Consider the following 23,141-nt stretch of genomic DNA (forward strand, 5'->3'; position numbering starts at 1 on the left):
GGCTTTTCGCGGTACTGACGATGAAACATGCAAGTCTGCGCCTGGACAAGCTGGCGCAAAGCTCTCAACGCCTGAACAAAGCCCTGTTGTTGCTCACCGGGCTCGCCTTGCTGCTGTCCAGCAGTTGCTATTGGGCAGTGTCGCGTTTGTTGGAAGCCGAACAGGAAAAGATCCAGTTTCACTTTGCCCGTGTGGTGGAAATCATTCACGAGCATGAGGCGTTTCTGCGCAATGTGGCCAGCGGTTACAGCCAGCGCAACTCGCCGCCGTTGCCGGCGGTGCAATCGACGTCGGTGGTGGAGGTGCAGCGCGACGCTGGGCAGGTGGTGTTGCAGGCTAAGGGGTTTGCGCTCTCGCTGCCGTTCACCTTGTCCCATGATCCCGGCTTATCGGCGGATGACACACGGCGCGCGCTGGCATTTGGCGTGCAATTGACCGACTACTATGGCGGCTATTGGGCCAGCTCGTTTTATGCATCGCCACAGCTGTTCGTGCTCACGCCTGACAACCTCACCAGCCTAGCTGTGCCCGGCATTGGCGGCCTACGCCAGCATCAGCCGTTGTTGCCCGGACAGTACCGCGAGGTGGTCGGGCGCTTGCATGAATTGCAACAGCGCCAGGCCGCCTTGCTCAATGACAGCCGCGTGCGCTGGATGCGCGCGCCGTCGCAGCTGTATCACGACAGCCGCAGCGTGGTCGCCATGATCGGTCTTGATGTGCCCGGCGCTGTGTTGCCGGCTGCTCAAGGCCAGGGCTTGCTGGCCTTGGCGGCGGTGGTGGATACGTCCCAGGTCGATGAGTTCGAGCGGGTGTTGCGACTGTCGGTCTACAACCAGTTCACCCTGATCGCGCCCGAGGGCGACGTGTTGCTCGGCAGCCTCGGCGACGAACAGATGGCGCCCATGGGCTTGAGCTTCAGCCGCCAGGGCTTGCGCTTCAAGATGACCAGCGCGGGCGGTGAACGCTGGACCGGCTTGTACGCCATCACCTATCAGGACTTCCTGCGCTACGCCAAATGGCCGCTGCTCGGTCTCGGCCTCACGTTCCTCGCCGCCATGCTGCTCGGCTGGTGGATCAATCATTGGTACAAGACGCGCATCGTCAGCCCGGCGCAGCGCGCTCAGGAGCGGCTGTTCGAGAGCGAAGCGTTCAACCGCATCATGCTCCACAACGCCCCGGCCGGGCTGTGCGTGGTGCGGCGCAGCGACACGCAACTGCTGCTGGAGAACCAGCGCGCCCTGCAATTGGGCGGCACTGCTTCCTTGCTGGCGGTACTCAAGGCCAACGACGGCGCCGACACCCCCGGCGAAATGTGCCTGGCGGTGGACGGCCGTTATTTGCAGGTTGTGGTGGTGGCCGCGCGCTACGAGGGCGACGACGTATTTCTTTGCGGCTGCAACGACATCACGCGGCATGTGGACGAAGCCCAATTACTGAACCAGGCCCGTCAGGAAGCCACCGCCGCCAACGAGGCCAAGACGGTGTTCCTCGCGACCATGAGCCATGAGATCCGCACACCCTTATATGGCGTGCTGGGCAATCTGGAGCTGATGGCGCTGACCGACATGAGCGAGCGCCAGCGTCAGTACCTGGAAATCATCCAGGGCTCGTCCACTGTGCTGTTCCAGTTGATCAGCAACGTGCTCGACGTGTCGAAGATCGAGTCCGGGCAAATGGCGGTGGAGGCGGTTGCCTTCGACCCCCATCAACTGGTGGACGAGTCGGTGCTGGCGTTCACCGCCACGGCGCGCAACAAAGGCTTGCAGATCGACGCCGAGATCGACCCGCAGGTGCCGCAGCAACTGCGCGGCGATGCCGGGCGCATTCGGCAGATCCTGCACAACCTGTTGGGCAATGCGATCAAGTTCACCGACTCCGGCCGCGTGCGTTTGCGCCTCACCGTGCAACAGCTGTTCGAGCAGGAAGTCGCCTTGCAGTGGCAAGTCACCGACACCGGCGTGGGCATTCCGGAAAAGGCCGTGGAACAGCTCTTCAAACCGTTCTACCAAGTGGCTGGCGGCCAGGATGGCAATGGCGCGGGCCTTGGGCTGTCGATCTGCTCGCGTCTCAGTGAATTGATGGGCGGCAGCATGCGCGTGGTCAGCGAACCGGGCCTTGGCAGCAGTTTTTCGCTGTTCATTACCTTGCCGATTCTCACTCCCGTGCCCTCAGCCACCAGCCCGGCGCTGGCCTCGCCCTGTCTGGATGCGCCGTGCCTGAACGTGCGGGTGCTGGTGGCCGAAGACAACCCGGTCAGCCAGGCAGTATTGCAGGAGCAGCTCGAAGCGCTCGGGGCCCAGGCCACCGTGGCGCGGGACGGCGAGCATGCGTTGCAGATCTGGGGCTCGCAGCCTTTTGATCTGGTGATCACCGACATCAACATGCCGCGCCTCAATGGTTACGACCTGGCCCGCGCCTTGCGCGAACAGGGCGTGCAGGTGCCGATTATCGGCGTCACCGCCAATGCGTTGCGCGAGGAAGGCGAACGCTGCCTCGCGGTGGGCATGAATGCCTGGGTGGTCAAACCGCTGAGCCTGAGCATGTTGCGCCAGGCGTTGATGGCGCACTGCAGGCGCGCCACGGCCCTGACGACACCGGCGCCGGACCGCGACCGGGAAGGCTGGATCGAGCTGTCGCCGTCCATGCGCAAACTGATGGGCGAGACCCTGCTGGTCGACGTGCAACTCATCGAACAGGGCCTGGACGCCGGCGACTCCGATCGGGTGCGCCAACGCCTGCACAGCCTCAACGGCGCGCTGGCCAGCGTGCGCGCCGGGCTGTTGTCCAACGCCTGTCAGACATGGGAAAACACCCTCTACGATGGCCCGTTGGACAGCCATGCCACCACGCAGATCCGTGTGTTGTGCGCGCGCTTGACGGCCGTCGCGCAGTGCCTGCTGGCCGAGTCATCCACCTGATGAACGCCCCCTACAAGAGAGCTGAACCATGCGAGACATGAACGTCGTCATAGCCGATGACCATCCCATCGTGTTGGTGGGCGTGCGCGAAATCGTGCAGCGCGACGCCCGCTACCGCCTGGTGGGCGAGGCGGTCAGTTCGACGCAGTTGATCGAGCAGTTGCGCAGCCATCGGCCGCAAGTGCTGATCACCGATTTCAACATGCCCGGCGATGACACTTATGGCGATGGCCTGAAGTTGATCGAGTACATCCTGCGCCACTTCCCCGAGACCCAAGTGTTGGTGCTGACCATGATCTCCAACAGCCTGATCCTCACGCGTTTGCAGGAGTTGGGCGTGGCCGGCGTGATCCAGAAGAACCACCTGCACGGTGAAATCGAGAAAGCCCTGGGCGCCATCAGTGCCCAGCGCAGTTACCGGGCACCGATGCCGGCGGCGACGTCGGTGGTGGGCAACGGGTTTCAGGTGCAGGAGCGGTTCCAGAGCTTGTCGCCACGGGAGATGGAGGTGCTGCGTTTATTCGTCACGGGGATGAGTGTCAGCGACATTGCCAGGCAATTGAGCCGCAGCAACAAGACCGTCAGCGCACAGAAGATCTCGGCCATGCGCAAGCTGGATGTGGACAGTGATCAGGCGCTGCTGACCTATTGCATCGAGGCCCGGCAGTTTCAGTAGGGGGGTTAGCGGTACGTCATCTGCATCAACAGCGTTGCGCTGTAGCTGCCCGCTTCGGGCAGTTCGCCCACGGTCACCGGTTTGACTCGTAGGGTCAGTTCCAATGGTTCTTTTTCCACCGTCCAGTTGCTGGTTTCTCCCAGACTGAAATCGGCCTTCGCGCTTTTATTCAGCAGCCCCAGGCGCAGTCCCAGACCAACGCGATTGGTGAGCAGGGTCTGGTTGTCAGCGCTGCCCAACCCCGCTGAAAACGTCAGGCTCACCTGGCTGTCAGCTTGGCAATCGAAGATCAGCGGTACGTCGGTAGCGGCGACGCTGTCATCGACCAACTGGTTGAGGTTGGCGTCACCCAGTTTCAACTGTTGCGAGGTGGGAAAGCGTGGTGTGCAGGGCGGCGCGATCAACTTGCCGCTGACATCGATCTTCGCCTCATCCGCCGGTTGCGCAACCGCCGTGCCGGTCACCGCCAGCAGTATCCAGATAAGCGCTTTCATAGGTAGTTGATGGTCATGACGATCGACGAGGTGAACGCGCCCGGCGTCAGGGTGCCTTGTGCGATCAGCTTCGCCTTGAGGCTGATGTCGACGTTGCCGCTCAGGTTGCTGTAGGCCTTGGCGGTGCCTTTGAGGTTGGCCACCGTATTGTCTGCCCACAACAGCGAAACGCCGAGGTTGTCGGCCGTGGTCTTGGCCACGGTGTCGGTGTGCGTGCCTTTGCTGGAAGCGAAGCTTACGTTCAGCGATGAGCCAGCCGGGCAGGTCATTTTCACGGGAACCGCTACGGTATCGGTGGTGCCGACCTGGTCGGTGCGCACATTACCGAATGCTGCCGTGAGGGAGGTGCCAGAAGTCAGTACGCAGGGCGGTCGGGTGAGGGTGCCGCTTACGGTGATATTCACGGTGTCGGCGGCCTGGGCGGCAGTGCCGAGCAGTACCAGGGCGAGCAATGACGTTTTCATGAAAGCCTCATTGGTAATTGATGTTCAGGGTGTATTGGCTCTGGAACGCACCGGCAGGCGATTTCCCTGCCTCCAGTTGCGGCTTGAAACTCAAATTCACGCTGTTGCTGCCGGCCCTCAGTAGCATCGCGCGCGGGCTGGTAAAAACCACCGGGTTGCCGCTGTCGGTCCAGATAGCCTGCATGTTCAGCCCCGCAAGCGTGGTGCGTGATACTCCGGTATTGGCGTTGACCACTGACTGGCTCGGCGTCAAGGTCACGTTGGCGCGCATCGACGACGGGCAATTGAGTGACACGCTGGTCGACTGCGAAACGGCGCTGAGATTAGCGCTGCTGATAGTGCCGAATTTCAAGTTGACGGCGCTCGGAGAACTCAAGCTGCAACTGACGGCGCGGACGTTGTAGATGAATAGCCACTCATGGAACCATTCCGCATAGGCCTGCCAACCACCTGTAGAGGTCACGCCAAGCTTCACTCTCGCGGTGCGCCGGCCCGGCGTACTCGGGGCGGTTCCCACTACGTAGTACACGTAAGAAACCGAGCGTCCGGCGAGTATGGGCGCGCAAGTCCCACCCAAGCATGCGGCTCCCCAACTGCCCAGCGGCAGTTGAAGCATATAGGTGTTGCTATAGGGGTCCAGGACCTGCAGGTTAGCGGGGGACGTTCCGGAAATCGCCGTGATTTCCAAATTGGTACCTGCGCCAGACGGGTAGGTACGTACCGCTGTGCAGGTACCGCTGAATGGGACTTTCATCTCGGCTCCGGCGGCGAATTCGTAACCGTTGGATGGATAGCCCGAGAGAGAGCATTTTATGCTTCCACTGATGAAAGCCTGTGCTTGAGGCGACAGCCAACCCAGTACCACCAGTGTCATGAGCTTCAGCAAGCAGTTTCCAGGCTTGATTTTCATGATCATTACTTACGAATCCTTGGCACCCGACCCACCGGCCGCGCGCTCACATTGAATGTTCAGTTGTGTAATCCCACCCTCGGCAGGCCCTTTATCGTCCAGTTTCAATTCGCGGCTGCACCACGGCTGGTTATCCACGCTGATCAACAGGCGTGACTGCGCCGGTACGCCGCTCAGGTACGCACGGCCCTTGTCAGCCACCAGTGTGCTACCCAAAGAGCGCCCATCCGGGGCGAACAGTTCGGCCTTGGCGGCAAACGGTGCCGCTTCGCCGCGTGCATCGATGATGCGGAACAGAATGCGTTGGCCTTTGCGGGTCTCGAAGTCCGCCAGCACAAAGGCACCGCGATTCGGCGTGACCTCCTGCACCAGTTGGGCGATGTCGACGTCAGCCGGCATCGACTGGGTGTCCAGCGACATACGGTTCTTGCGGTAGGGCAGGGCAGACGGCACCACCGTGTAGCCATTGGCATTGGTGCGCACACCCCGCTTGTTGGCGATTCCCACGTCTGCGGCGCCGGGTGTGGCCACGATCACGTTGGTTTCGCCCAGAGGCTGACTGAAAATCAGATTGCGGTCATAGGCGACCACCGAGCCCTCGATGCCCATGTCCAGTTGCCGGCTACCGGAGGTCTCGTTATAGCCGCCGTGCACGATGGCGTTGGGTGCGTCATAGCGCGCGGCAAACGTGCTGCCCATCACGCGGTCATTAGCGTTGACTTGCTGCGACACGCCAGCGCTGTAGGCCAGGGTGTCGTCCTCCAGCGCATTGCCGCTCAACGTCGCCGTGCGCGAGGCCGTGCCCCGCGCGCTCTGGTTCGCGTTGACCGATACACGCTGGTTGCGTGTACCGCCCAGCGGCATGCTGATGCTCAGGGACAGCGTGCGGTCATTGCTGCTGTCCCCTTTGTTAGCGCTCAAGCCGAGAGTGTAGGAAATGTCCCCGACGCTGGCGCTGTAGCCCAGTTGAATCGAGGTGTCGGCATTGCTCTTGTCCCAGTAGTTGGTTTTCGTCACGTTGGCATACACACCGCCGTAGCCGCCCAGTTGCTGGGACACGTTGGCGGTGAAGTTGCTCTTCATATGGCCGCTGCGGTACATCTCCAGCGACTGCTCGTTGGTGCGGCTGTTGAGCGCCTCGTTGAACGAGTAGTAGCCGCCGGTGGAATAGCGATAACCGATCAGGCTGAAGTTGGTGTCGGTGGCCGCCAGGGCTTTGGAGTAGCGAAAGCGAAACGACTGGCCGCTGGCGGTGGTTTTTGCCGGGCCCATGGCTTCGCTGCGCGCGTGGGTCATGTCCACTGAAATCGCACCGAAACCGGCGAAGTCGTGGGCGAACCCTAGCAGGCCGGCGCTGTACTGATCACTCAGCAGGCTGCCGCCGAACAGCGTGGTGCCGCCGGCCAGGCCGCGCCGCAGGGACGCCTGGATAAAGCGTGGGGTGTCCTGCTGCGTGGTCGCTTGCGCCGGGCGGTACTGGCCGGCGAATACCGAGTAGCTCTGTTGGCCCTCACGCAGCATGTAAGGCACCGACGAAAACGACTGGGTAAACACCTGGCGCTGGCCATCGGGGCCTTCCACGGTGACTTCAATGTCGCCATTGCTGGCGGTGGGGTACAGGTCGGTCAACGCGAACGGCCCCGAGGGCACCCACTGCTCATGGATCACGTAACCGCGCTGGCGGATGATCACCCGCGAGCGGCCGTTGGCGATGCCACGAATCACTGGCGCGAATTGGCGGGCCTGGTCGGGCAGCATGTCCATGTCCGAGGCAATGCCCAGCCCGCGATAGGGGATGGCGTCGAACAGGTCACCTTCGGTGGTGGAGTCGCCCACTGTGGCAATCGCCATCATGTTGCCCATGTTGCGCTGGGCGTAGGTTTCCATCGACTCCCAACGCCCTGTGTCGCCTGTGCCTTTCTGCCAGGTGGAGAAATTGCGCAGCCGCCAGGCTCCGGCGTTTATACCGCTGCGCAGGCTGCCGAACTGGTCCTGGCGGCTGCCGGTGTCGGACTCCACCGTACTCCCGGAAAAGCTGTAGTTGGTGAACGCCACTTGCTCGCCGTCACTCCACTGCCGGCGGCGTACTTCAAACGGGATGCTGCCCAGGTACGCTTGGGGGATCTCAATCGACAACACCTGGCGGTTGAAATCGTAGTCGTAGACCATCCCGGCCAGGCCTTGGTCGAACGCGATGCAGGTAGCGTCGGCGTCGCTGCGGTTTTGCAGGGCGGTATCGGCAACCCCTTGGCTACGAAAAAAGTCGGTATCCAGGCACGGGAAAAGCCCGGTGGAGGAGCGGTCCGACGTACCGCTGGCGCGAATAAAGCGTACATCGCGCTGCTCGACCGAATGCTCATTGACCAACACGTCTACCCGGTAAATCCCTGGCAACTGGCCTTCGCTCATGGCGCTGACCTGTTGTTTCACGGCGGCCGAACTCTGCCCGCCGCCGATCTCAAGGAACGACGCATCGAACTCGTAGCCAGCCTGTGCAGGGGCCAAATGCAAGGCCAAGGCCGCCGCGATCGGGCAGCCGAAAGCCTTCATGGCGCAACGGCGCATGAATGGGAGTGAACGGGGCATGGGCGTTCCTGAAATGGCGTTTCGAGGTTGGCGCTTGGGTATCAGTGAAGGCGGACGACGGGGGCGGTTACGACGCTGCCGTAGTCATCGATGTAGCTCATTTGCACTTCATCACCGGGCTTGGCCTGGATCGCTAGTTCCTGCTGTTGGCCGGGGCGCAGCACATCCGGTGCCTGGGTGATCGGCTGGCCGTTGAGCTTCAGCTCGCTGACCACGACATGGAATTTGGACGTGTTGTTGAACATCAGCGCGCCGGCATTGGCCTTCCAGTTCACTTGCGCCACCGCGTCCTTGAGTTCGCCTTTAAGGCCGGCGGGGCGGTAGAACAGCTTGATGGTGGTCTTGAGGGCGATCTGCAGCACGTTCTTGCCTTTCTGGTCGTCACTCATGGCCGGGATCGCCTTGACGTTCATCAGGAACAGGCTTTCACGGTCTTGTGGCACATCGGCGCCACCGGCAAAGATCACACGCAGGATGTTTTCCTTGTTGGCGTCGAGCCGGAACAGCGGCGGGGTGACGATAAAGCTGTCGACGCTTTCTTCGCTGGTGCCGCCGAAACGGCTGACCCAGGACTGCACCAGGTAAGGCGAGGTGTCTTCGCGGTTGCTCACATTCAGATTGGCTTCGTTGGAGGCGCCGTTGTAGATCAGGCGCGTGGCGCCTACGGTCACGGCGGCGTCCGCTGCTGCGACATGCCAGAGCGGTAAGAGCGCGAGCAAAAAATACAGTTTCAAACGCATGATGGGAGACCTTTAAAAGTCCGTAGGCCGGCGCGGCGGCGCCAGGCCCACGGTGTTGACGAGCAATTACTTGTAGGTAACGTCGAAGCTGGCCAGGGCGTTGACTTGACCGGTGCCGATGCCAGACGTGGTCACTGCATCGTCGCCCGTGCCCGTAGTCACATCGGCGGCGGTGCGCACATAGGCGGCGGTGAAGTTGAAGGTGTTGGACATCGCTCGCAGGTCGTAGTCGGCGGTCGCGGTATTCAGTGGAACCGCGTTTCCGGTACGCGCGTCAGCGATCTTGATCGCGATACCTGTGACCTGGTTTTCACCGGTCAGGCCCAGCAAGGTGGAGTCGCTGGCGTCTTCCTGGCCGCTGAAGGTAATCGCGACGTTTTTCTTGGTCGCGGTGCTGCAGTTGTCCAGGCTGATCGAGAACGCTTTCGGCTTGGCGGTGGCGCCCACTGTTTTCCCGAAGTCAGCGATGCGCACCGGATCGAGTGTCACGGACTTGCTCTCGTCGCCGGTTTTGATGGTGCACGCGTTGTCGGTCACGGAACCGGTGAATTGGATCTGCCCGTCCGCAGCTTGTGCGGTACCGGCCAGCAGCCAGCAAGCGCCGCATGCGAGAGTGATTTGGCTCAGTTTGTTCAGCATTGCAATGCCCTTTACGAGATGGATGGTTGTCTGCTTACCCCCCTTGGGTAAGCCAATCCATAGTGCAATGCTGGGATTTGGAGGCACATGAGACAGATCTTAAAAGCTGGCCTACTGATGGCCGTTCGACCGGTGAGTCCATATCCGACGCCGGGCGTGATATTCTGCGCGCCGTCTTGGTCTAGTCTTTCCTTGGTACGTACATCCGTATACGTCCCAGCGGTTGACTGTCGCCCAGGTTGCTGAAGCCAATAAAGATAAAAAGTCAGCGCAGAAGGGACATAAAAGTGAGGTCGATACGTCGGCTTTGTGTGCCCACCCTGTGGCCTTCATGTGAGTGTGCAAACCCCGCGGTACGTTGCCTGGCGTAGCGTGATTGAGGGTTGCCCATGATCAGGGGCAGTGGGGCGGATGGCGTTTTATCATAGGTGCTACTGATGTTTAAAAAAGTAAACACTGCCCTGCTGGGGCTGGCTTTGTCGCTGGGGATCACGTCCGTTCATGCGGAAGAGGCAAAGAAAGTCGATGTGCTGCTGATCGGCGGCGGCATCATGAGTGCAACCCTCGGTGTCTGGCTTAACGAGCTGGAACCGGACTGGTCGATGGAAATGGTCGAGCGCCTCGACGGCGTGGCCGAAGAAAGCTCCAACGGCTGGAACAACGCCGGTACCGGTCACTCGGCCCTGGCCGAGCTGAACTACACCCCGGAAGACAAGAACGGCAACGTTGAGATCCCGAAAGCGGTCGAGATCAACGAAGCGTTCCAGATCTCCCGTCAGTTCTGGTCCTGGCAGGTCCAGCAGGGCGTGCTGAAGAACCCGCGTTCGTTCATCAACACCACTCCGCACATGAGCTTTGTGTGGGGCGATGACAACATCAAGTTCCTCAAGAAGCGCTACGAAGCCCTGAAAGCGAGCCCGCTGTTCGCCGGCATGCAGTACTCCGAAGACCCGGCGCAGATCGCCAAATGGGTCCCGCTGATGATGGAAGGGCGTGACCCGAACCAGAAAATCGCGGCCACCTGGAGCCCGCTGGGTACCGACATGAACTTCGGCGAGATCACCCGCCAGTTCGTTGCTCACCTGCAAACCACACCTAAGTTCGACCTGAAACTGTCCAGCGAAGTGCAGGACATCACCAAGAACGCCGACGGTTCGTGGCGTGTCAGCTACAAAAACCTGAAAGATGGCACCAAGACTGAAACCGACGCCAAGTTCGTGTTCATCGGCGCCGGCGGCGGTGCACTGCACCTGCTGCAAAAGTCGGGCATTCCTGAAGCCAAGGAATACGCTGGCTTCCCGGTGGGTGGTTCGTTCCTCGTGACCGATAACCCAACCGTTGCCGAGCAGCACCTGGCCAAGGCCTACGGTAAGGCTTCGGTTGGCGCGCCACCGATGTCGGTTCCGCACCTGGACACCCGCGTGCTGGATGGCAAGCGCGTAATTCTGTTTGGCCCATTTGCCACCTTCTCGACCAAGTTCCTGAAAGAAGGCTCGTACCTGGACCTGCTGACCAGCACCACCACCCACAACATCTGGCCAATGACCAAAGTCGGTATTCGTGAATACCCACTGGTTGAGTACCTTGCTGGCCAACTGATGCTGTCCGATGACGACCGCTTCAAGGCGCTGCAAGAGTACTTCCCGAACGCCAAGCAATCCGACTGGCGCCTGTGGCAAGCCGGTCAGCGCGTGCAGATCATCAAGCGTGACGAAGAGCAGGGCGGCGTCCTGAAACTCGGTACCGAAGTGGTCAGCTCCGCCGACAACACCATCGCAGGCCTGCTGGGTGCATCGCCAGGCGCGTCCACCGCGGCTCCGATCATGCTGACCGTGCTGCAGAAAGTGTTCAAGGACAAGGTGGCTACTCCGGCCTGGCAGGAAAAGCTGCATCAGATCGTGCCAAGCTACGGCACCAAGCTGAACGACAGTCCTGAAGCCGTTGCCAAGGAATGGGCCTACACCGCCAATATCCTGCAACTGCCTACACCGCCGGTGATCCCGGCAATGGCTGCTCCCAAGGCGACCGAGGCTGCCAAGCCTGCGGCTGAGCCGAGCAAGCCGGCGTCTGATCTGGCGCTGTAAAAACAGGTAGGGCGCTGATTCAGGTCCAACTGTAAAAAAGCCCGCTGAACCGGTGACGGTCAGCGGGCTTTTTCATGGCCGTGAGAACAGTTCAGCAATCCGACAGACATCACCTGTTAAAAAAGTACCCAGGCCTTAGCAGGAGCGTGGCTCAAATACGGGGGCATTTTTTACTGGTGCAAGTGTTGGGCGTCAGCGCCCGAGGGGGTTATATGTTGCTACGTTACGCAGCATTGGCGGCCATGGTCGTTGCGGCATCCGGGTGTGTGCAAGAGCGTGTCGTGCATGAGCGTCGACCGCCACAACGTGAGTATGTCGAGGTGGTTGCGCCACAACCGCCACCGGTGCAGGTGATCGAGGTCGAGCCTGCGGTACGCGAAGGTTACATATGGTCGCGTGGTTACTGGCGCTGGGAAGGTGGGCGCTATGTTGCGGTACACGGCCATTGGGAGCCCGTGCGCCAGGGCTATCGTTATGTGCATCCGCATTGGGTGCAGCGCAGTGATGGATACCACTGGCAGGTTGGTGGGTGGATTCGCTGAGCCTCGTCCTAAGAGGGCTTTTTCGTACCCAAGAGCCTGACTTCCCGTAACAGCGCGGCGCCGAGTTGATCGGTGCCCAGCTCCTTGTAACCCACGGCTTTAACCTCACCGTTCTCTTCCGCCTGGATGATGATCACCGGTGTTTCCTTGCCGGTGGCTTCGTCGACGTGCATCGCGTACTGGGGAATATCCAGCTTGATCGGTGTACCCGCTGCCTTGCCCTTCACGTTGATCAGAAACGCCGCGCAGCCAGTGTCGACATCTGTACTGGTGGCCGAACGGCCGCTGACGAAGCAGGTTTTCGGTAGCTCAGGCCAGGCGATATCGGCCAGGGCGAGGGACGGCGACAGGGCCAGGGCAGCAAGAAGAAACGAGCGCACGTGGGGCTTTCTCTCGATCAGGGGCAGAGGTGGTTTTTACCAAAGCCTGCCCTTCGCCGCAACGCGCGGGTTCAGGTCAGGCGCTTGATGCCCGCCACCTTGACCGCATTGAGGTCGAAGGTGGCGGTGTGTTCACAACCTTGCCGACGGGCCAAGGCGATAAAAACGATGACCGACCGGCCAGCCCCTTTATCTCACTGCACTACGCGATAACAAGGCACGTACGCCGCACCGCCCGGCAATTTCATGCGGTGCTGGGCGACGAACGCCTGCAACAGCTCATCCAGCGGCTTCATGATGGCCGGGTCGCCGTGGATCTCGTACGGCCCATGCTCCTCGATCAAGCGGATGCCCTTGTCCTTCACGTTGCCGGCCACGATCCCCGAGAAGGCGCGGCGCAGGTTGGCCGCCAGTTCGTGGGGTGGAAGTGCGTGGCTCAGTTGCAGGCCGGCCATGTTTTCGTGGGTCGGGTCGAACGGGCGTTGGAAGCCTTCGTCGATTTTCAGTAGCCAGTTGAAGTGGAACGCGTCGTTGCGTTCGCGGCGGAATTGTTTCACCGCCTTGAGGCCGACGGTCATTTGGCGGGCCACTTCGGCCGGGTCGTCGATGATGATCTGGTAGTGCGCCTGCGCTGCTTCGCCCAGGGTGGCACCGACGAAGGCATGCAGCTGCTGCAAGTACGGCGCAGCCTGTTTCGGCCCGGTGAGAATGACCGGGAAGGGCACGTCGCGGTTGTCCGGGTGCATCAGGATGCCAAGCAGGTACAGGAACTCTTCAGCCGTGCCGGCACCGCCTGGGAAGATGATGATGCCGTGGCCGACACGCACAAAAGCCTCCAGGCGTTTTTCGATGTCCGGCAGGATCACCAGCTCGTTGACGATCGGGTTCGGCGCTTCGGCGGCGATGATGCCCGGCTCGGTCAGGCCCAGGTAGCGGCCGCCGGTGATGCGTTGCTTGGCGTGGGAAATGGTCGCGCCCTTCATCGGGCCTTTCATCACGCCGGGGCCGCAACCGGTGCATACGTCGAGGCTGCGCAGGCCCAGTTCGTGGCCGACTTTCTTGGTGTATTTGTATTCTTCGGTATTGATCGAGTGCCCACCCCAGCACACCACGATCTTCGGTTCCACGCCCGGGCGCAGCGTGCGGGCGTTGCGCAACAGATGGAACACGTAGTCGGTGATGCCTTGGGAGTTGCTCAGGTCGATGCGCTGGCTGTCCAGTTCGTTCTCGGTGTAGACGATGTCGCGCAGTGCGCTGAACAACATCTCACGGGTACTGGCGATCATTTCTCCATCGACAAACGCGTCGGCAGGCGCGTTCAACAGTTCCAGGCGCACGCCACGGTCCTGCTGGTGGATGCGCACTTCAAAGTCTTTGTAGGCGTCGAGGATGGTCTTGGCGTTATCGATATGCGCGCCGGTGTTGAGGATCGCCAGGGCGCACTGGCGGAACAGGGTGTAGATACTGCCGGTACCGGCTTCGCTCAGTTGCTGGACTTCACGTTGGGACAGGGTTTCGAGGCTGCCCTTGGGGCTGACGGAGGCATTGATGACTTGGCGTTGGGGCATTCTGATTCCTTGAAAGCACAGCCACCGCACCCGACGAGGCGCGATAGCTTGAGAATGGTGGGCGCCGTAAACGGTCGCACGAGCCGAATATTTACCTCAGGCGCGGGGCCCAGCGCAAATACCGTCCACCCCCATCATGCCGCAGAACTTACCGAATCAGCTTCCAGTTTTTGTAGAAAACCCGACGCAGGGTAACGGCCATCCCGCAAAACCCTGGGATCACGGCGTTGAGCACCGACGGCAACACCGCAACGGCGTGCGACCTTGTGCAGGCTTTACATCGTTTCCAAGCCTTGCCAGCCTTGTGTGGATTGAATTTTGTAAACGGAAGATTTACGTCTATCGTGACGCTTCGGTTTTTCAGGCGTCATAGACCGGTACGATTGAAGTTGAATGGCCACCATTGGCCTTCGGCACCTTGGAAGAGGCAGAAATTTTTATGATCATCAAACCGCGGGTTCGTGGCTTTATCTGTGTGACCGCTCACCCTGTTGGCTGTGAAGCGAACGTCAAAGAGCAGATCGACTACGTCACTAAAAACGGCGTCATCGAAGGCGGCCCCAAGAAGGTGCTGGTCCTCGGTGCTTCCACCGGCTACGGCTTGGCCGCGCGTATCAGTGCTGCGTTTGGCTGCGGCGCCGACACCCTGGGCGTGTTTTTTGAGAAAGAAGGCGAAGAAGGCAAGCTCAGCTCCGCTGGCTGGTACAACAGTGCTGCGTTCGAGAAGTTTGCCGTCGAAAAAGGCCTGTACGCCAAGAGCATCAACGGCGACGCGTTCTCTGACGAGATCAAGCGCCTGACCATCGAAACCATCAAGAAAGACCTGGGCAAGATCGACCTCGTGGTCTACAGCCTGGCGGCGCCGCGCCGTACCGATCCTAAAACCGGTGAAGTCTATAACTCCACCCTCAAGCCAATTGGCAAGGCTGTGACCCTGCGCGGTATCAATACCGACAAAGGCGTTGTGGTCGACACCACCCTTGAGCCTGCAACCCAGGAAGAAATCGACGGCACCGTGAATGTCATGGGTGGCGCCGACTGGCAGCTGTGGATCGACGCCCTGCGTGATGCGGACGTGTTGGCCGAAGGCGCCAAGACCACCGCGTTCACCTACCTCGGCGAGAAGCTGACCCAGGATATCTACTGGAACGGCTCCATCGGCGAAGCCAAGAAAGACCTCGACAAGAAAGTCCTGACCCTGCGCGACAACCTGGCCGCACTGAAGGGCGACGCCCGCGTGTCGGTGCTCAAGGCCGTGGTGACCCAGGCCAGTTCGGCGATCCCGATCATGCCGTTGTACTTGTCGCTGCTGTTCCGCGTGATGAAAGAGCAGGGCACCCACGAAGGCTGCATCGAGCAGGTCTACGGTCTGTTCAAGGACAGCCTGTACGGCAGCGAGCCGAAACTCGACGCCGACGGCCGCCTGCGTGCCGATCTGGCTGAGTTGGAGCCTAAGGTCCAGGACGCCGTTGCGGCACTGTGGGATCAGGTTACTGACGAAAACGTCAACGAGATCAGCGATTTTGCCGGCTACAAGGCGGAGTTCCTGCGCTTGTTCGGCTTTGAAGTCGATGGCGTGGACTACGACGCTGACGTGAACCCGACCGTGAAGATCAACGGTCTGGTCCAGGCGTAAATGATGTGATTGACAGCGGTCTTGATAACCGGGTTATCAGGCCGCTGTCAGCGCTTTCTTGATTCAAGAAAGACGGTTTTTTGCCAGGGCAAAGTCGGACCGCCTGACAGTGGTCACTTCTTTCTCCCAGAGTGGATTCAGCGGTACGTGATAACCGCTGTCCTTGGCGGTCTTTATCAGTTCTGCCATTTCCCTACTGTCGCGGATGATGCTGATTTCATTGAATCGGCCCAGTTTTGCCGGCAGGAAAAACGTCGCCGGGTAATTGTCGGCCACTTCCGTCGCCGGGCTGCCCGAGTCCGCATTGTGATGAACCACGCGCTCTCCCTCGCCTATCAACGTTTGATTGATGAGTTCTATCATCTGCTCTATCCGCGGTGTCGCATTGCCGAGGTGGGGATCTTCTTTCTGGTAGAAGTGCGCCGCACTTTCAAAGTCTGCGCGTAGCTCTTTCGGAACCTGCTTGTAGCGCTCAACTCGATCCCTGAAGACACGGTGGGCCACGTCCGGCACGGGGAGTTTGTCCTGTGGACCAAAGTCGCTGATGTGGGGCGCGATCATGTGCAGGTCGTAATCGGCGGTCAACGGTTTGCCTTCTGATTGCTTGGCCAGCACTTCGAGGGGCTTGCCCTGATGAGTGATGAGGTAGCTGTCACTTGAAGGCGACGTGCGATGGCCTTCGAATGTATACGACTGTTGACTGGGCCCGCAGGCGCTCAACTGCAACGTGCCGTCAGGTCCATGGGCTGCCAGTTGGGTTATCTGGCCGAGCTTGAGCAGCTCATCAATGCGCTGGCCCGAGAGTTTCAGAGGGGTTGCAACTGCATGGCCTTCCTGGATGCACGCCTGGATTTGCTCATTGGCCTTGGCCATTTTGGCCGGCGTTTTTTCAGCAAATTGCTCAAGCTTGCTGAGCGCCTGATCTGTACAGATAAAACCTGCCTGGGGGCCCCAGTTGGCGCTTTTCCCTTTGATATGGAAGTCCTTGGTGGGGTGCCCGGCTTCTATCAGGCCTGTTGCCACAGTTTCGACCGGGCGTACGCCAATGATGGAGTTGGTGATTACCGCGATGCCTTGCAACGGGGCAAGATGGCTCGTCACGATGCCTGTTTGGTTTTTTACTTGGCCGACCAGATCGGCTGCGGGATCATTCGCGCCCTGGGCACGGTAGCTTTGCAGCGCATGAAGGCTGTGCGCGCAAGGGGAAATCACTGAGGAAATCATGCCTGTCATTGAAGTTTCTCCACGTATGTCTACTGCGAAGTTGAACGATTCCCTCCAAACGCCAGCTCCTTGAATTGTCCGACCGACACTAAGGTGAAAGCGCCCTCAATCGCAGAGAACGAGTGTGACTGTCTGTGTGAAGTTGAACTCGCACAAGTCAGTTAAAACCGCGTACTGCACGGGAGCTCCGCTGTTTCCCATCGCCGGGCCTGGTCGAATTCTCAGAGCGTTCCTACTCGCTCTTACATGCTCTTGCAGGTCGCAGGCATGCCAGACTGTGATGGTTATGTCGTTTCACACACGGGAGGACCCCATGACGATTCGCGCAGTAGTGTTTGATTTCGGCGGTGTGTTGTTCGATTGGAACCCGCAACACCTGTACCGCAAGCTGATTGCCGATGATGATGAGCGGCAATGGTTTCTCGAGAATATCTGCACCCAGGCCTGGAACACCGAGCAGGACGCGGGTCGGTCGCTGGCCGAAGCCACGCACGTTCTGGTCAATCAATTCCCACACCACAAAACCCTGATCACGGCGTACTACGACCGCTGGCATGAAATGCTGCGTGGTCCGTTGCCCGAAGGCGTGGCGATTCTCAGGGCGCTGCATGCAGCCAACATGCCCTTGTTTGGGCTTACCAACTGGTCAGCCGAAACCTTTCCCTATGCCCGTGCCCACTATCCATTCCTGCAGTGTTTTCGCGACATCGTGGTGTCTGGCGAGTTGAAGCTGATCAAGCCCGATCCGGCGATCTACCACGCCAGCCTCAGTCAAGTTCGTGCCCATTTGCCGGATATCCAGCCAGGAGAAGTCGTATTTATCGATGATGTTGCCGGCAATATCGACGCGGCCATCGCCCTCGGCTGGCAAGGCATTCACCATGTGTCAGCCGAACAGACGGCGGCTCGGCTGCGGGAGTTGGGTGTGGGCTTCTAGCGCGCCCATTTCTCCATGGCGAAATCGACAAAGGCGCGCAGCTTTGGCAGGCGATAGCGGTCCTGGCCATACAGCAAGTGCATGGGACGGCTGGGCAGTTGGTAAGTGGTTAGCAACGCCACCAGCTTGCCGCTCTGCAGGTCGGGCTGTACCAGGGCGTCGGGCAGCATGACGATGCCCATGCCTTGCACTGCCGCCTGGCGCAGGGCTTGGGAGCTGTTGATGGTCAGCGAACCGGACACCGGGATTTCCAATTCGCCCTCTGCGCCGGTCATGCGCCAGAGCTTGTCGGCATTGCGCCAGTCGTCGGTGGATGGGTAGGCGAAGGCCAGGCAGTCGTGGTGCTGCAGGTCTACAGGCGTCTGTGGCGTGCCACGCCGTTCCAGGTATTGCGGTGAGGCGCACAGGGTGATGGTGTAGTCCTGCATGGGGCGGGCGATCAGGCTCGACGGCTCCAGTTCGCCCAGGCGGATCGCCACGTCAAAGCCGCTGTCGACCATGTCCATGCGCTGATTGCTGAGTACCACGTACAGTTTGATCAGCGGGTAGCGTTGCGAGAATTCGCTCAAGGCCGGCGCCAGGCGTTCGGTGCCGAAGGCGGGTGGCGCGGTGATGCGCAGGGTGCCTTTGGGAACGTCACTGTGGGCCTGTTCTGCCAATTGTTCGGAGTCGGCGACCAGTCCCAGCACTTCCAGGCAGCGCTGGTAATACTGGCCACCGAATTCCGTCAGGCTCTGCTTGCGCGTGGTGCGCTTGAGCAGGCTGACGCCCAGGCGTTGCTCCAAGGCGCGCAAATGGTTACCGACCATGGTGGTCGACATCCCACAGGCCTGTGCCGCAGCGGTCATGCTGCCGGTCTCCACCACTTTCACGTACACCGACATTGCCTGGAACAGGTCCATTATCAATCCCTGATTTAAAGTCATTGCAGGAAAGCACAGTTTATCCAGCTGAGGTGGCTAACGATACTTCCATCACCACAACCGGAGCCTGCCACCATGACCGCCGCCTGCCTGATGACCACTTACCAACCCTTGGCCTTGAGTTTTACCCGTGGCCTGGGCACACGCCTATGGGATCAGCAGGGCCGTGAATACCTGGACGCGGTAGCGGGTGTGGCGGTGACCAATGTCGGCCACTCCCACCCGAAACTGGTGACGGCTATCAGCGAGCAAGCTGGCCTGTTGCTGCATACCTCCAACCTCTACAGCATTGATTGGCAGCAACGGCTGGCCCAGAGCTTGACGCAACTGTCCGGCCTGGACCGCGTTTTTTTCAACAACTCCGGCGCCGAAGCCAACGAGACCGCGCTGAAACTGGCGCGGTTGCATGGTTGGAAAAAAGGCATCGAAGAGCCATTGGTGGTGGTCATGGAGAATGCTTTCCACGGCCGCACGCTTGGCACCATGGCCGCCAGTGACGGACCGTCGGTGCGCCTTGGTTTTCAGCGATTGCCGGGGGATTTTCTCAAGGTCCGGTTTGGTGATCTGGCGGCCATCGAAGCGCTCACCAAAACGTTTGGTACGCGGATCGCGGCGGTCTTGCTGGAGCCGATCCAGGGCGAAAGCGGCGTGCTGCCGGCGCCGCCGGGTTACCTGCAAGCGCTGCGCGATCACTGCACGCGCCACGGTTGGCTGATGATGCTGGATGAAATCCAGACCGGCATCGGCCGTACCGGCGCCTGGTTTGCTTTCCAGCATGAAGGCATCCTGCCGGACGTGATGACCTTGGCCAAAGGCCTGGGCAACGGTGTGCCCATCGGCGCCTGCCTTGCAAGGGCGGGGGTGGCCCAGTTATTCACGCCGGGCAGCCACGGCAGCACTTTCGGCGGCAACCCGCTGGCGTGTCGCGTGGGCTGCACCGTGTTGGACATTATCGAAGAGCAAGGCCTGTTGCAGAACGCTGCGCAGCAGGGCGAGCGCTTGCTGGCGCGGTTGCGGATGGAATTGGACGAACACCCGCAGGTAATGGCGATTCGCGGGCAAGGCTTGATGATCGGTATCGAGCTGACCAGCCCTTACCGCGAACTGGCCCAGCGCGCTGCCCAGGAGCATGGGCTACTGATCAATGTGACGCGGGGTAAGGTCATTCGCCTGTTGCCGCCGTTGACCCTGGATGCCAAGGAGGTCGAAATGATCGTGCGAGCCATCACCCGTTTATTGGATCAGGCCCATTGAGCCATTCCTGGTTCATTGTCTCTTTATCCCCCAGATACTCCAGCAACCACGCCATGGCCGGGGACAGTTTGTTCTGTGCCCAGGCCACGCACGACGGGCTGGCGGGGAAGGGCCGGTTCAATTGCAGCGCCACCAGTTCACCGCGTTCGATCCACGGCAACACCTGATGCGCTGGCGCCATGCCGACGCACAGACCATCACGCAGGCAATCGATGGCGGACGCCCAGTTCGGCACCACCAGCCGACGTTGGTTATCCAGCGTCCAGGTGTCGCGCTTGGGGAGGTTGCGTGAAGTGTCGGTCATGCACAGTGATGCGAACGGGCGCAGTTGGTCATCGCTGAGCAGCCCTTGCACCGCCGCCAGTGGATGCTTGGCGCTGACCACACACAACCAGTTCAACAACCCCATGTCGCGAAAGGTGAAGTGACTGGCCACCGGCACCGCGCTGGTGGCGCCGATCACAATGTCGGTGCGCTCATCGGCCAGGGCGTCCCACACGCCGTTGTACACCTCGTATTCCAGCAACAATTCCACCTCGGGGAACTGTCGATAGAAATCCAGCACCAACTGCCGGCAACGCTGGGGTTTGACGATGGAGTCCACGGCCACCTTCAACTGACCGCTCCAACCGTTCGCCACTTGCTGACACAGACGCCGCGTGCCGAGCATCTTTTTCATCACGCCTCGGGCTTCGTCTATAAATAGACGGCCCGCCGGGGTCAGCTCTACGTCGCGATGGCGCCGCACAAACAGTGGCACTGCCAACCATTCTTCCAGTTGACGCACCGTGTAGCTGATGGCCGACGGCACGCGGTGCAATTCCTGGGCGGCAGCGCTGAAACTGCCATGGCGTGCCACCGCATCGACTACATCCAGAGAGTATTCAGACCACATGGTGACTGCCTTCAAAATTATTGATAAGAGTGTCCAATTATTATCGCTTCACACAAAATCTGTCAGCCTCATAATGGCCGCCAGTCAGCAAATAGTTTGATGGCAAGATCTACAAGGCTTCAATGAAAAATTCTTTTGGTTTTACCTGGTACCTGGCGGGGCTGAGCATGCTCGGTTATCTGGCCATGGATATGTACTTGCCGGCGTTCGGCGCCATGGGCGAGCAGTTGCAGATTGGCGCTGGCGCGGTGGGGGCCAGCTTGAGTATTTTCCTCGCCGGCTTTGCGCTGGGGCAGTTGCTGTGGGGCCCGTTGTCCGATCGCCTGGGGCGCAAGCCGATCTTGCTCGCAGGCTTGAGTCTGTTTGTGCTGGGCTGCGCCGGAATGTTCTGGGTCGAGACCGCGTCGCAGTTGCTGGCCTTGCGCTTTATGCAGGCCATTGGCGTGTGCTCCGCTGCTGTGAGCTGGCAGGCGCTGGTCATTGACCGCTACCCGGCCGACAAGGCTCACCGGGTGTTCGCCAGTATCATGCCGCTGATGTCGCTGTCGCCTGCCCTGGCGCCGCTGTTGGGCGCGATGGTGCTGAACCACTTCGGTTGGCAGGCGATCTTTGGGGTCTTACTGGGCGTATCACTGCTGTTGCTGCTGCCGACCTTATTCCTGCGCAGCGTGCCGAAACGGCAGGCAGAAACTCCGACACGCCTCGGTTATGGGCAGTTGCTCACTTCCCGGGTGTTCACCGGCAACGTGATGATCTTCGCTGCCTGCTCCGCCAGTTTCTTTGCCTGGCTGACGGCTTCGCCGTTCATCCTTGGCGACATGGGCTACAGCCCGAATGACATCGGCCTGAGTTACGTGTTGCCGACACTGGCGTTTCTGGTGGGCGGCTACAGCTGCCGCAGCGCCTTGCAGCGTTTCCAGGGCAAGACGTTGTTGCCTTGGTTACTGGCGGCCTACTGCATCAGCATGGTGGCGCTGTATCTGGTTGCGACCATGACCGTGCCGACCCTCACCACCTTGCTGATTCCGTTCTGTCTGATGGCGTTGGTCAACGGTGCGAGTTATCCGATCGTGGTGGCGAATGCACTGATGCCGTTTGCGGAAAATTCCGGCAAGGCGGCCGCGTTGCAAAACACCTTGCAACTGGGCCTGTGTTTTCTCAGCAGCCTGCTGGTGTCTTCGATGATCGACCAACCGCTGCTGATCACCGTGATCGTGATGCTGGCGACCGCGCCACTTGCGGTGTTGGGCTACTGGTTGGCGCGGCCGAAGCACACGGCTTCGAAGCTGTCGCGCGTTTAGGCTGACAGTGCGGTCACTGTGAGAGGGGCAAGCCCCTCCCACATTTTGACTCGGCTGGGTCAGTGGCTAAAACGTGATCTCCATATTCACCGTCGGTGTTGACGTGCGGCTACCCCGGCCGCCGTCCACACCGAATTTGTTGTGCCAGTACTCGTAACCCACCCCGAGGTACAGGTTCGGCTTTACGCTCTTACCCGGTCGTACCGCCACCATCAACGCGGTGCGCATCAAGGCTTCCGGCGCAGTGTCACGGCCATGGTAGTCCTCGCCTTTTTCCCCGACGTAATTGATAAAACCCTGGAATTTTGCCGCGTGGTTGGCGATTTCGAATGGGCGCATCCAAGTCAGGTTAAGCATGTAGGTGTCGTCGAAGGTGTGGTTCGACTCCTGCGCGCCGGGGATGCCGGTGTGATTCTTTTCCTTGTAGTACATCAGGCTCAGGTCCAGCACGCCCACGGTGTTGAACTTCAAGGTCGGGCCGAGCACCAGCGCACGCTTTTTGGCCGAGGCGAAGTTGTTGTTGCGGTTGGCATCAAAGCCCAAGGTCAGCGCGTAATCCTTGATCAGCCCGGTGCCCAGCGGCACATCAAATACGCGTGAGGCGTACAGCTGATGCCGATACACGGCGTACACCTCGCTGCCACCGTGATCAGTGCCCTTGCGCGGGTCGCGGCTGTCGGACAGGAACACGTCCAGGTTCAGGAAATTGCTGCCGTATTGGTAGCCGCTGGCGTGGGTGAAGCTGTAGATGCGCTTGCTGAATTCATCGGGGTTGTTCGGGTTGGTGAACTGCTGGCCGTAGCGAAAGCCTACGCTGTTGTTCATCCATTCCACCGCGACAGCCTCCCCGCCGCCGAGAAGGGTGAGTGCAACGGTGGCGCCCTGTAATACCTTTTTCATGGTCCTGGTCCTTTGGCGTTCTGGCTCATCACGGCCGGATTGTTTTTGTAACGCCGGCGGAGGGTATCTT

At 60.3% G+C, this 23,141-nt stretch carries 20 protein-coding genes and 1 pseudogene; 8 read left to right on the forward strand and 13 right to left on the reverse strand.

Going from position 1 to position 23,141, the window contains the following annotated elements; all coding sequences use genetic code 11:
• Window positions 1-20: 20 nt before the first annotated feature.
• Together BW43_RS08885 and BW43_RS08880 are read left to right on the forward strand one after the other, a co-directional pair.
• Window positions 21-2,918 carry an ATP-binding protein gene (locus BW43_RS08885; RefSeq protein ID WP_032888853.1) on the forward strand — a complete coding sequence of 966 codons (2,898 nt, stop codon included), beginning with the start codon at window positions 21-23 and terminating at the stop codon, window positions 2,916-2,918.
• Window positions 2,919-2,946: 28 nt separating this feature from the next.
• On the forward strand, window positions 2,947-3,594 hold the full coding sequence (locus BW43_RS08880; protein WP_032888855.1) for a response regulator: 648 nt from the start codon (window positions 2,947-2,949) through the stop codon (window positions 3,592-3,594).
• Window positions 3,595-3,599: 5 nt separating this feature from the next.
• On the opposite strand, the gene BW43_RS08875 is transcribed toward BW43_RS08880, so the two are convergent.
• From BW43_RS08875 to BW43_RS08850, 6 genes are all read right to left on the reverse strand, one after another.
• Window positions 3,600-4,088: a fimbrial protein gene (locus tag BW43_RS08875; protein ID WP_032888857.1), complete on the reverse strand. Its 489-nt coding sequence runs from the start codon at window positions 4,086-4,088 to the stop codon at window positions 3,600-3,602.
• Window positions 4,085-4,552 carry a fimbrial protein gene (locus BW43_RS08870; RefSeq protein ID WP_032888859.1) on the reverse strand — a complete coding sequence of 156 codons (468 nt, stop codon included), beginning with the start codon at window positions 4,550-4,552 and terminating at the stop codon, window positions 4,085-4,087. The genes BW43_RS08875 and BW43_RS08870 overlap by 4 nt, the downstream gene beginning before the upstream one ends.
• 7 nt (window positions 4,553-4,559) lie before the next feature.
• Window positions 4,560-5,468, reverse strand: a complete 909-nt coding sequence (locus BW43_RS08865) for a fimbrial protein (RefSeq protein ID WP_256226621.1) — start codon at window positions 5,466-5,468, stop codon at window positions 4,560-4,562.
• A gap of 3 nt (window positions 5,469-5,471) precedes the next feature.
• Window positions 5,472-8,048 (reverse strand): fimbria/pilus outer membrane usher protein, encoded by a 2,577-nt coding sequence (locus tag BW43_RS08860; RefSeq protein ID WP_032888861.1) that lies wholly within the window; start codon window positions 8,046-8,048, stop codon window positions 5,472-5,474.
• A 41-nt stretch (window positions 8,049-8,089) separates the two neighbouring features.
• Window positions 8,090-8,788 (reverse strand): molecular chaperone, encoded by a 699-nt coding sequence (locus BW43_RS08855; RefSeq protein ID WP_032888863.1) that lies wholly within the window; start codon window positions 8,786-8,788, stop codon window positions 8,090-8,092.
• Between the two features lie 66 nt (window positions 8,789-8,854).
• The gene (locus BW43_RS08850; protein ID WP_032888865.1) at window positions 8,855-9,427 is read right to left on the reverse strand and encodes a fimbrial protein; all 573 of its coding nucleotides are present in this window, start codon (window positions 9,425-9,427) and stop codon (window positions 8,855-8,857) included.
• A gap of 437 nt (window positions 9,428-9,864) precedes the next feature.
• Between BW43_RS08850 and mqo the strand changes: the two genes are divergently transcribed.
• Both mqo and BW43_RS08840 read left to right on the forward strand, forming a co-directional pair.
• Window positions 9,865-11,511 (forward strand): malate dehydrogenase (quinone), encoded by a 1,647-nt coding sequence (mqo, locus tag BW43_RS08845; protein WP_032888867.1) that lies wholly within the window; start codon window positions 9,865-9,867, stop codon window positions 11,509-11,511.
• A gap of 212 nt (window positions 11,512-11,723) precedes the next feature.
• Window positions 11,724-12,053: a YXWGXW repeat-containing protein gene (locus BW43_RS08840; RefSeq protein WP_032889281.1), complete on the forward strand. Its 330-nt coding sequence runs from the start codon at window positions 11,724-11,726 to the stop codon at window positions 12,051-12,053.
• An 8-nt stretch (window positions 12,054-12,061) separates the two neighbouring features.
• On the opposite strand, the gene BW43_RS08835 is transcribed toward BW43_RS08840, so the two are convergent.
• The 3 genes and pseudogenes from BW43_RS08835 to BW43_RS29330 all read right to left on the reverse strand — a co-directional run.
• On the reverse strand, window positions 12,062-12,433 hold the full coding sequence (locus BW43_RS08835) for a hypothetical protein (protein ID WP_032888869.1): 372 nt from the start codon (window positions 12,431-12,433) through the stop codon (window positions 12,062-12,064).
• Window positions 12,434-12,627: 194 nt separating this feature from the next.
• Window positions 12,628-14,001: a nucleotide 5'-monophosphate nucleosidase PpnN gene (gene ppnN, locus BW43_RS08830; RefSeq protein ID WP_032888871.1), complete on the reverse strand. Its 1,374-nt coding sequence runs from the start codon at window positions 13,999-14,001 to the stop codon at window positions 12,628-12,630.
• Window positions 14,002-14,149: 148 nt separating this feature from the next.
• Window positions 14,150-14,248 (reverse strand): annotated as a pseudogene (locus BW43_RS29330) (beta-hydroxylase); the annotation flags it as partial.
• A gap of 192 nt (window positions 14,249-14,440) precedes the next feature.
• On the opposite strand from BW43_RS29330, the gene fabV reads away from it, so the two are divergent.
• The gene (gene fabV, locus BW43_RS08825; RefSeq protein WP_032889283.1) at window positions 14,441-15,637 is read left to right on the forward strand and encodes an enoyl-ACP reductase FabV; all 1,197 of its coding nucleotides are present in this window, start codon (window positions 14,441-14,443) and stop codon (window positions 15,635-15,637) included.
• 63 nt (window positions 15,638-15,700) lie between these two features.
• Here the strand turns inward: fabV and BW43_RS08820 are convergent, their stop codons facing one another.
• Entirely contained in the window at window positions 15,701-16,870 is a 1,170-nt protein-coding gene (locus BW43_RS08820; RefSeq protein ID WP_081797758.1) for an anthrax toxin-like adenylyl cyclase domain-containing protein, read from the reverse strand.
• Between the two features lie 304 nt (window positions 16,871-17,174).
• Here BW43_RS08820 and BW43_RS08815 point away from each other — a divergent pair, with 304 nt between their 5' ends.
• Window positions 17,175-17,798: an HAD family phosphatase gene (locus BW43_RS08815; RefSeq protein WP_032888873.1), complete on the forward strand. Its 624-nt coding sequence runs from the start codon at window positions 17,175-17,177 to the stop codon at window positions 17,796-17,798.
• Here the strand turns inward: BW43_RS08815 and BW43_RS08810 are convergent.
• Entirely contained in the window at window positions 17,795-18,700 is a 906-nt protein-coding gene (locus BW43_RS08810) for a LysR family transcriptional regulator (protein WP_032888875.1), read from the reverse strand. The genes BW43_RS08815 and BW43_RS08810 overlap by 4 nt on opposite strands.
• A gap of 96 nt (window positions 18,701-18,796) precedes the next feature.
• Between BW43_RS08810 and BW43_RS08805 the strand changes: the two genes are divergently transcribed.
• Window positions 18,797-19,975 carry an acetylornithine transaminase gene (locus tag BW43_RS08805; protein ID WP_032888877.1) on the forward strand — a complete coding sequence of 393 codons (1,179 nt, stop codon included), beginning with the start codon at window positions 18,797-18,799 and terminating at the stop codon, window positions 19,973-19,975.
• On the opposite strand, the gene punR is transcribed toward BW43_RS08805, so the two are convergent.
• Window positions 19,947-20,870: a DNA-binding transcriptional activator PunR gene (punR, locus tag BW43_RS08800; RefSeq protein WP_032888878.1), complete on the reverse strand. Its 924-nt coding sequence runs from the start codon at window positions 20,868-20,870 to the stop codon at window positions 19,947-19,949. The two genes, BW43_RS08805 and punR, sit on opposite strands and share 29 nt — an antisense overlap.
• A gap of 122 nt (window positions 20,871-20,992) precedes the next feature.
• On the opposite strand from punR, the gene punC reads away from it, so the two are divergent.
• A complete protein-coding gene (punC, locus tag BW43_RS08795; RefSeq protein ID WP_032888880.1) occupies window positions 20,993-22,171 on the forward strand; it encodes a purine nucleoside transporter PunC in 1,179 nt (392 codons plus the stop codon).
• A 66-nt stretch (window positions 22,172-22,237) separates the two neighbouring features.
• Here punC and BW43_RS08790 read toward each other — a convergent pair whose 3' ends face one another.
• Entirely contained in the window at window positions 22,238-23,071 is an 834-nt protein-coding gene (locus BW43_RS08790) for a hypothetical protein (RefSeq protein WP_032888882.1), read from the reverse strand.
• Window positions 23,072-23,141: the final 70 nt, after the last annotated feature.

This window comes from Pseudomonas sp. RIT357 (genome assembly GCF_000632245.1).
GTDB lineage: Bacteria > Pseudomonadota > Gammaproteobacteria > Pseudomonadales > Pseudomonadaceae > Aquipseudomonas > Aquipseudomonas sivasensis.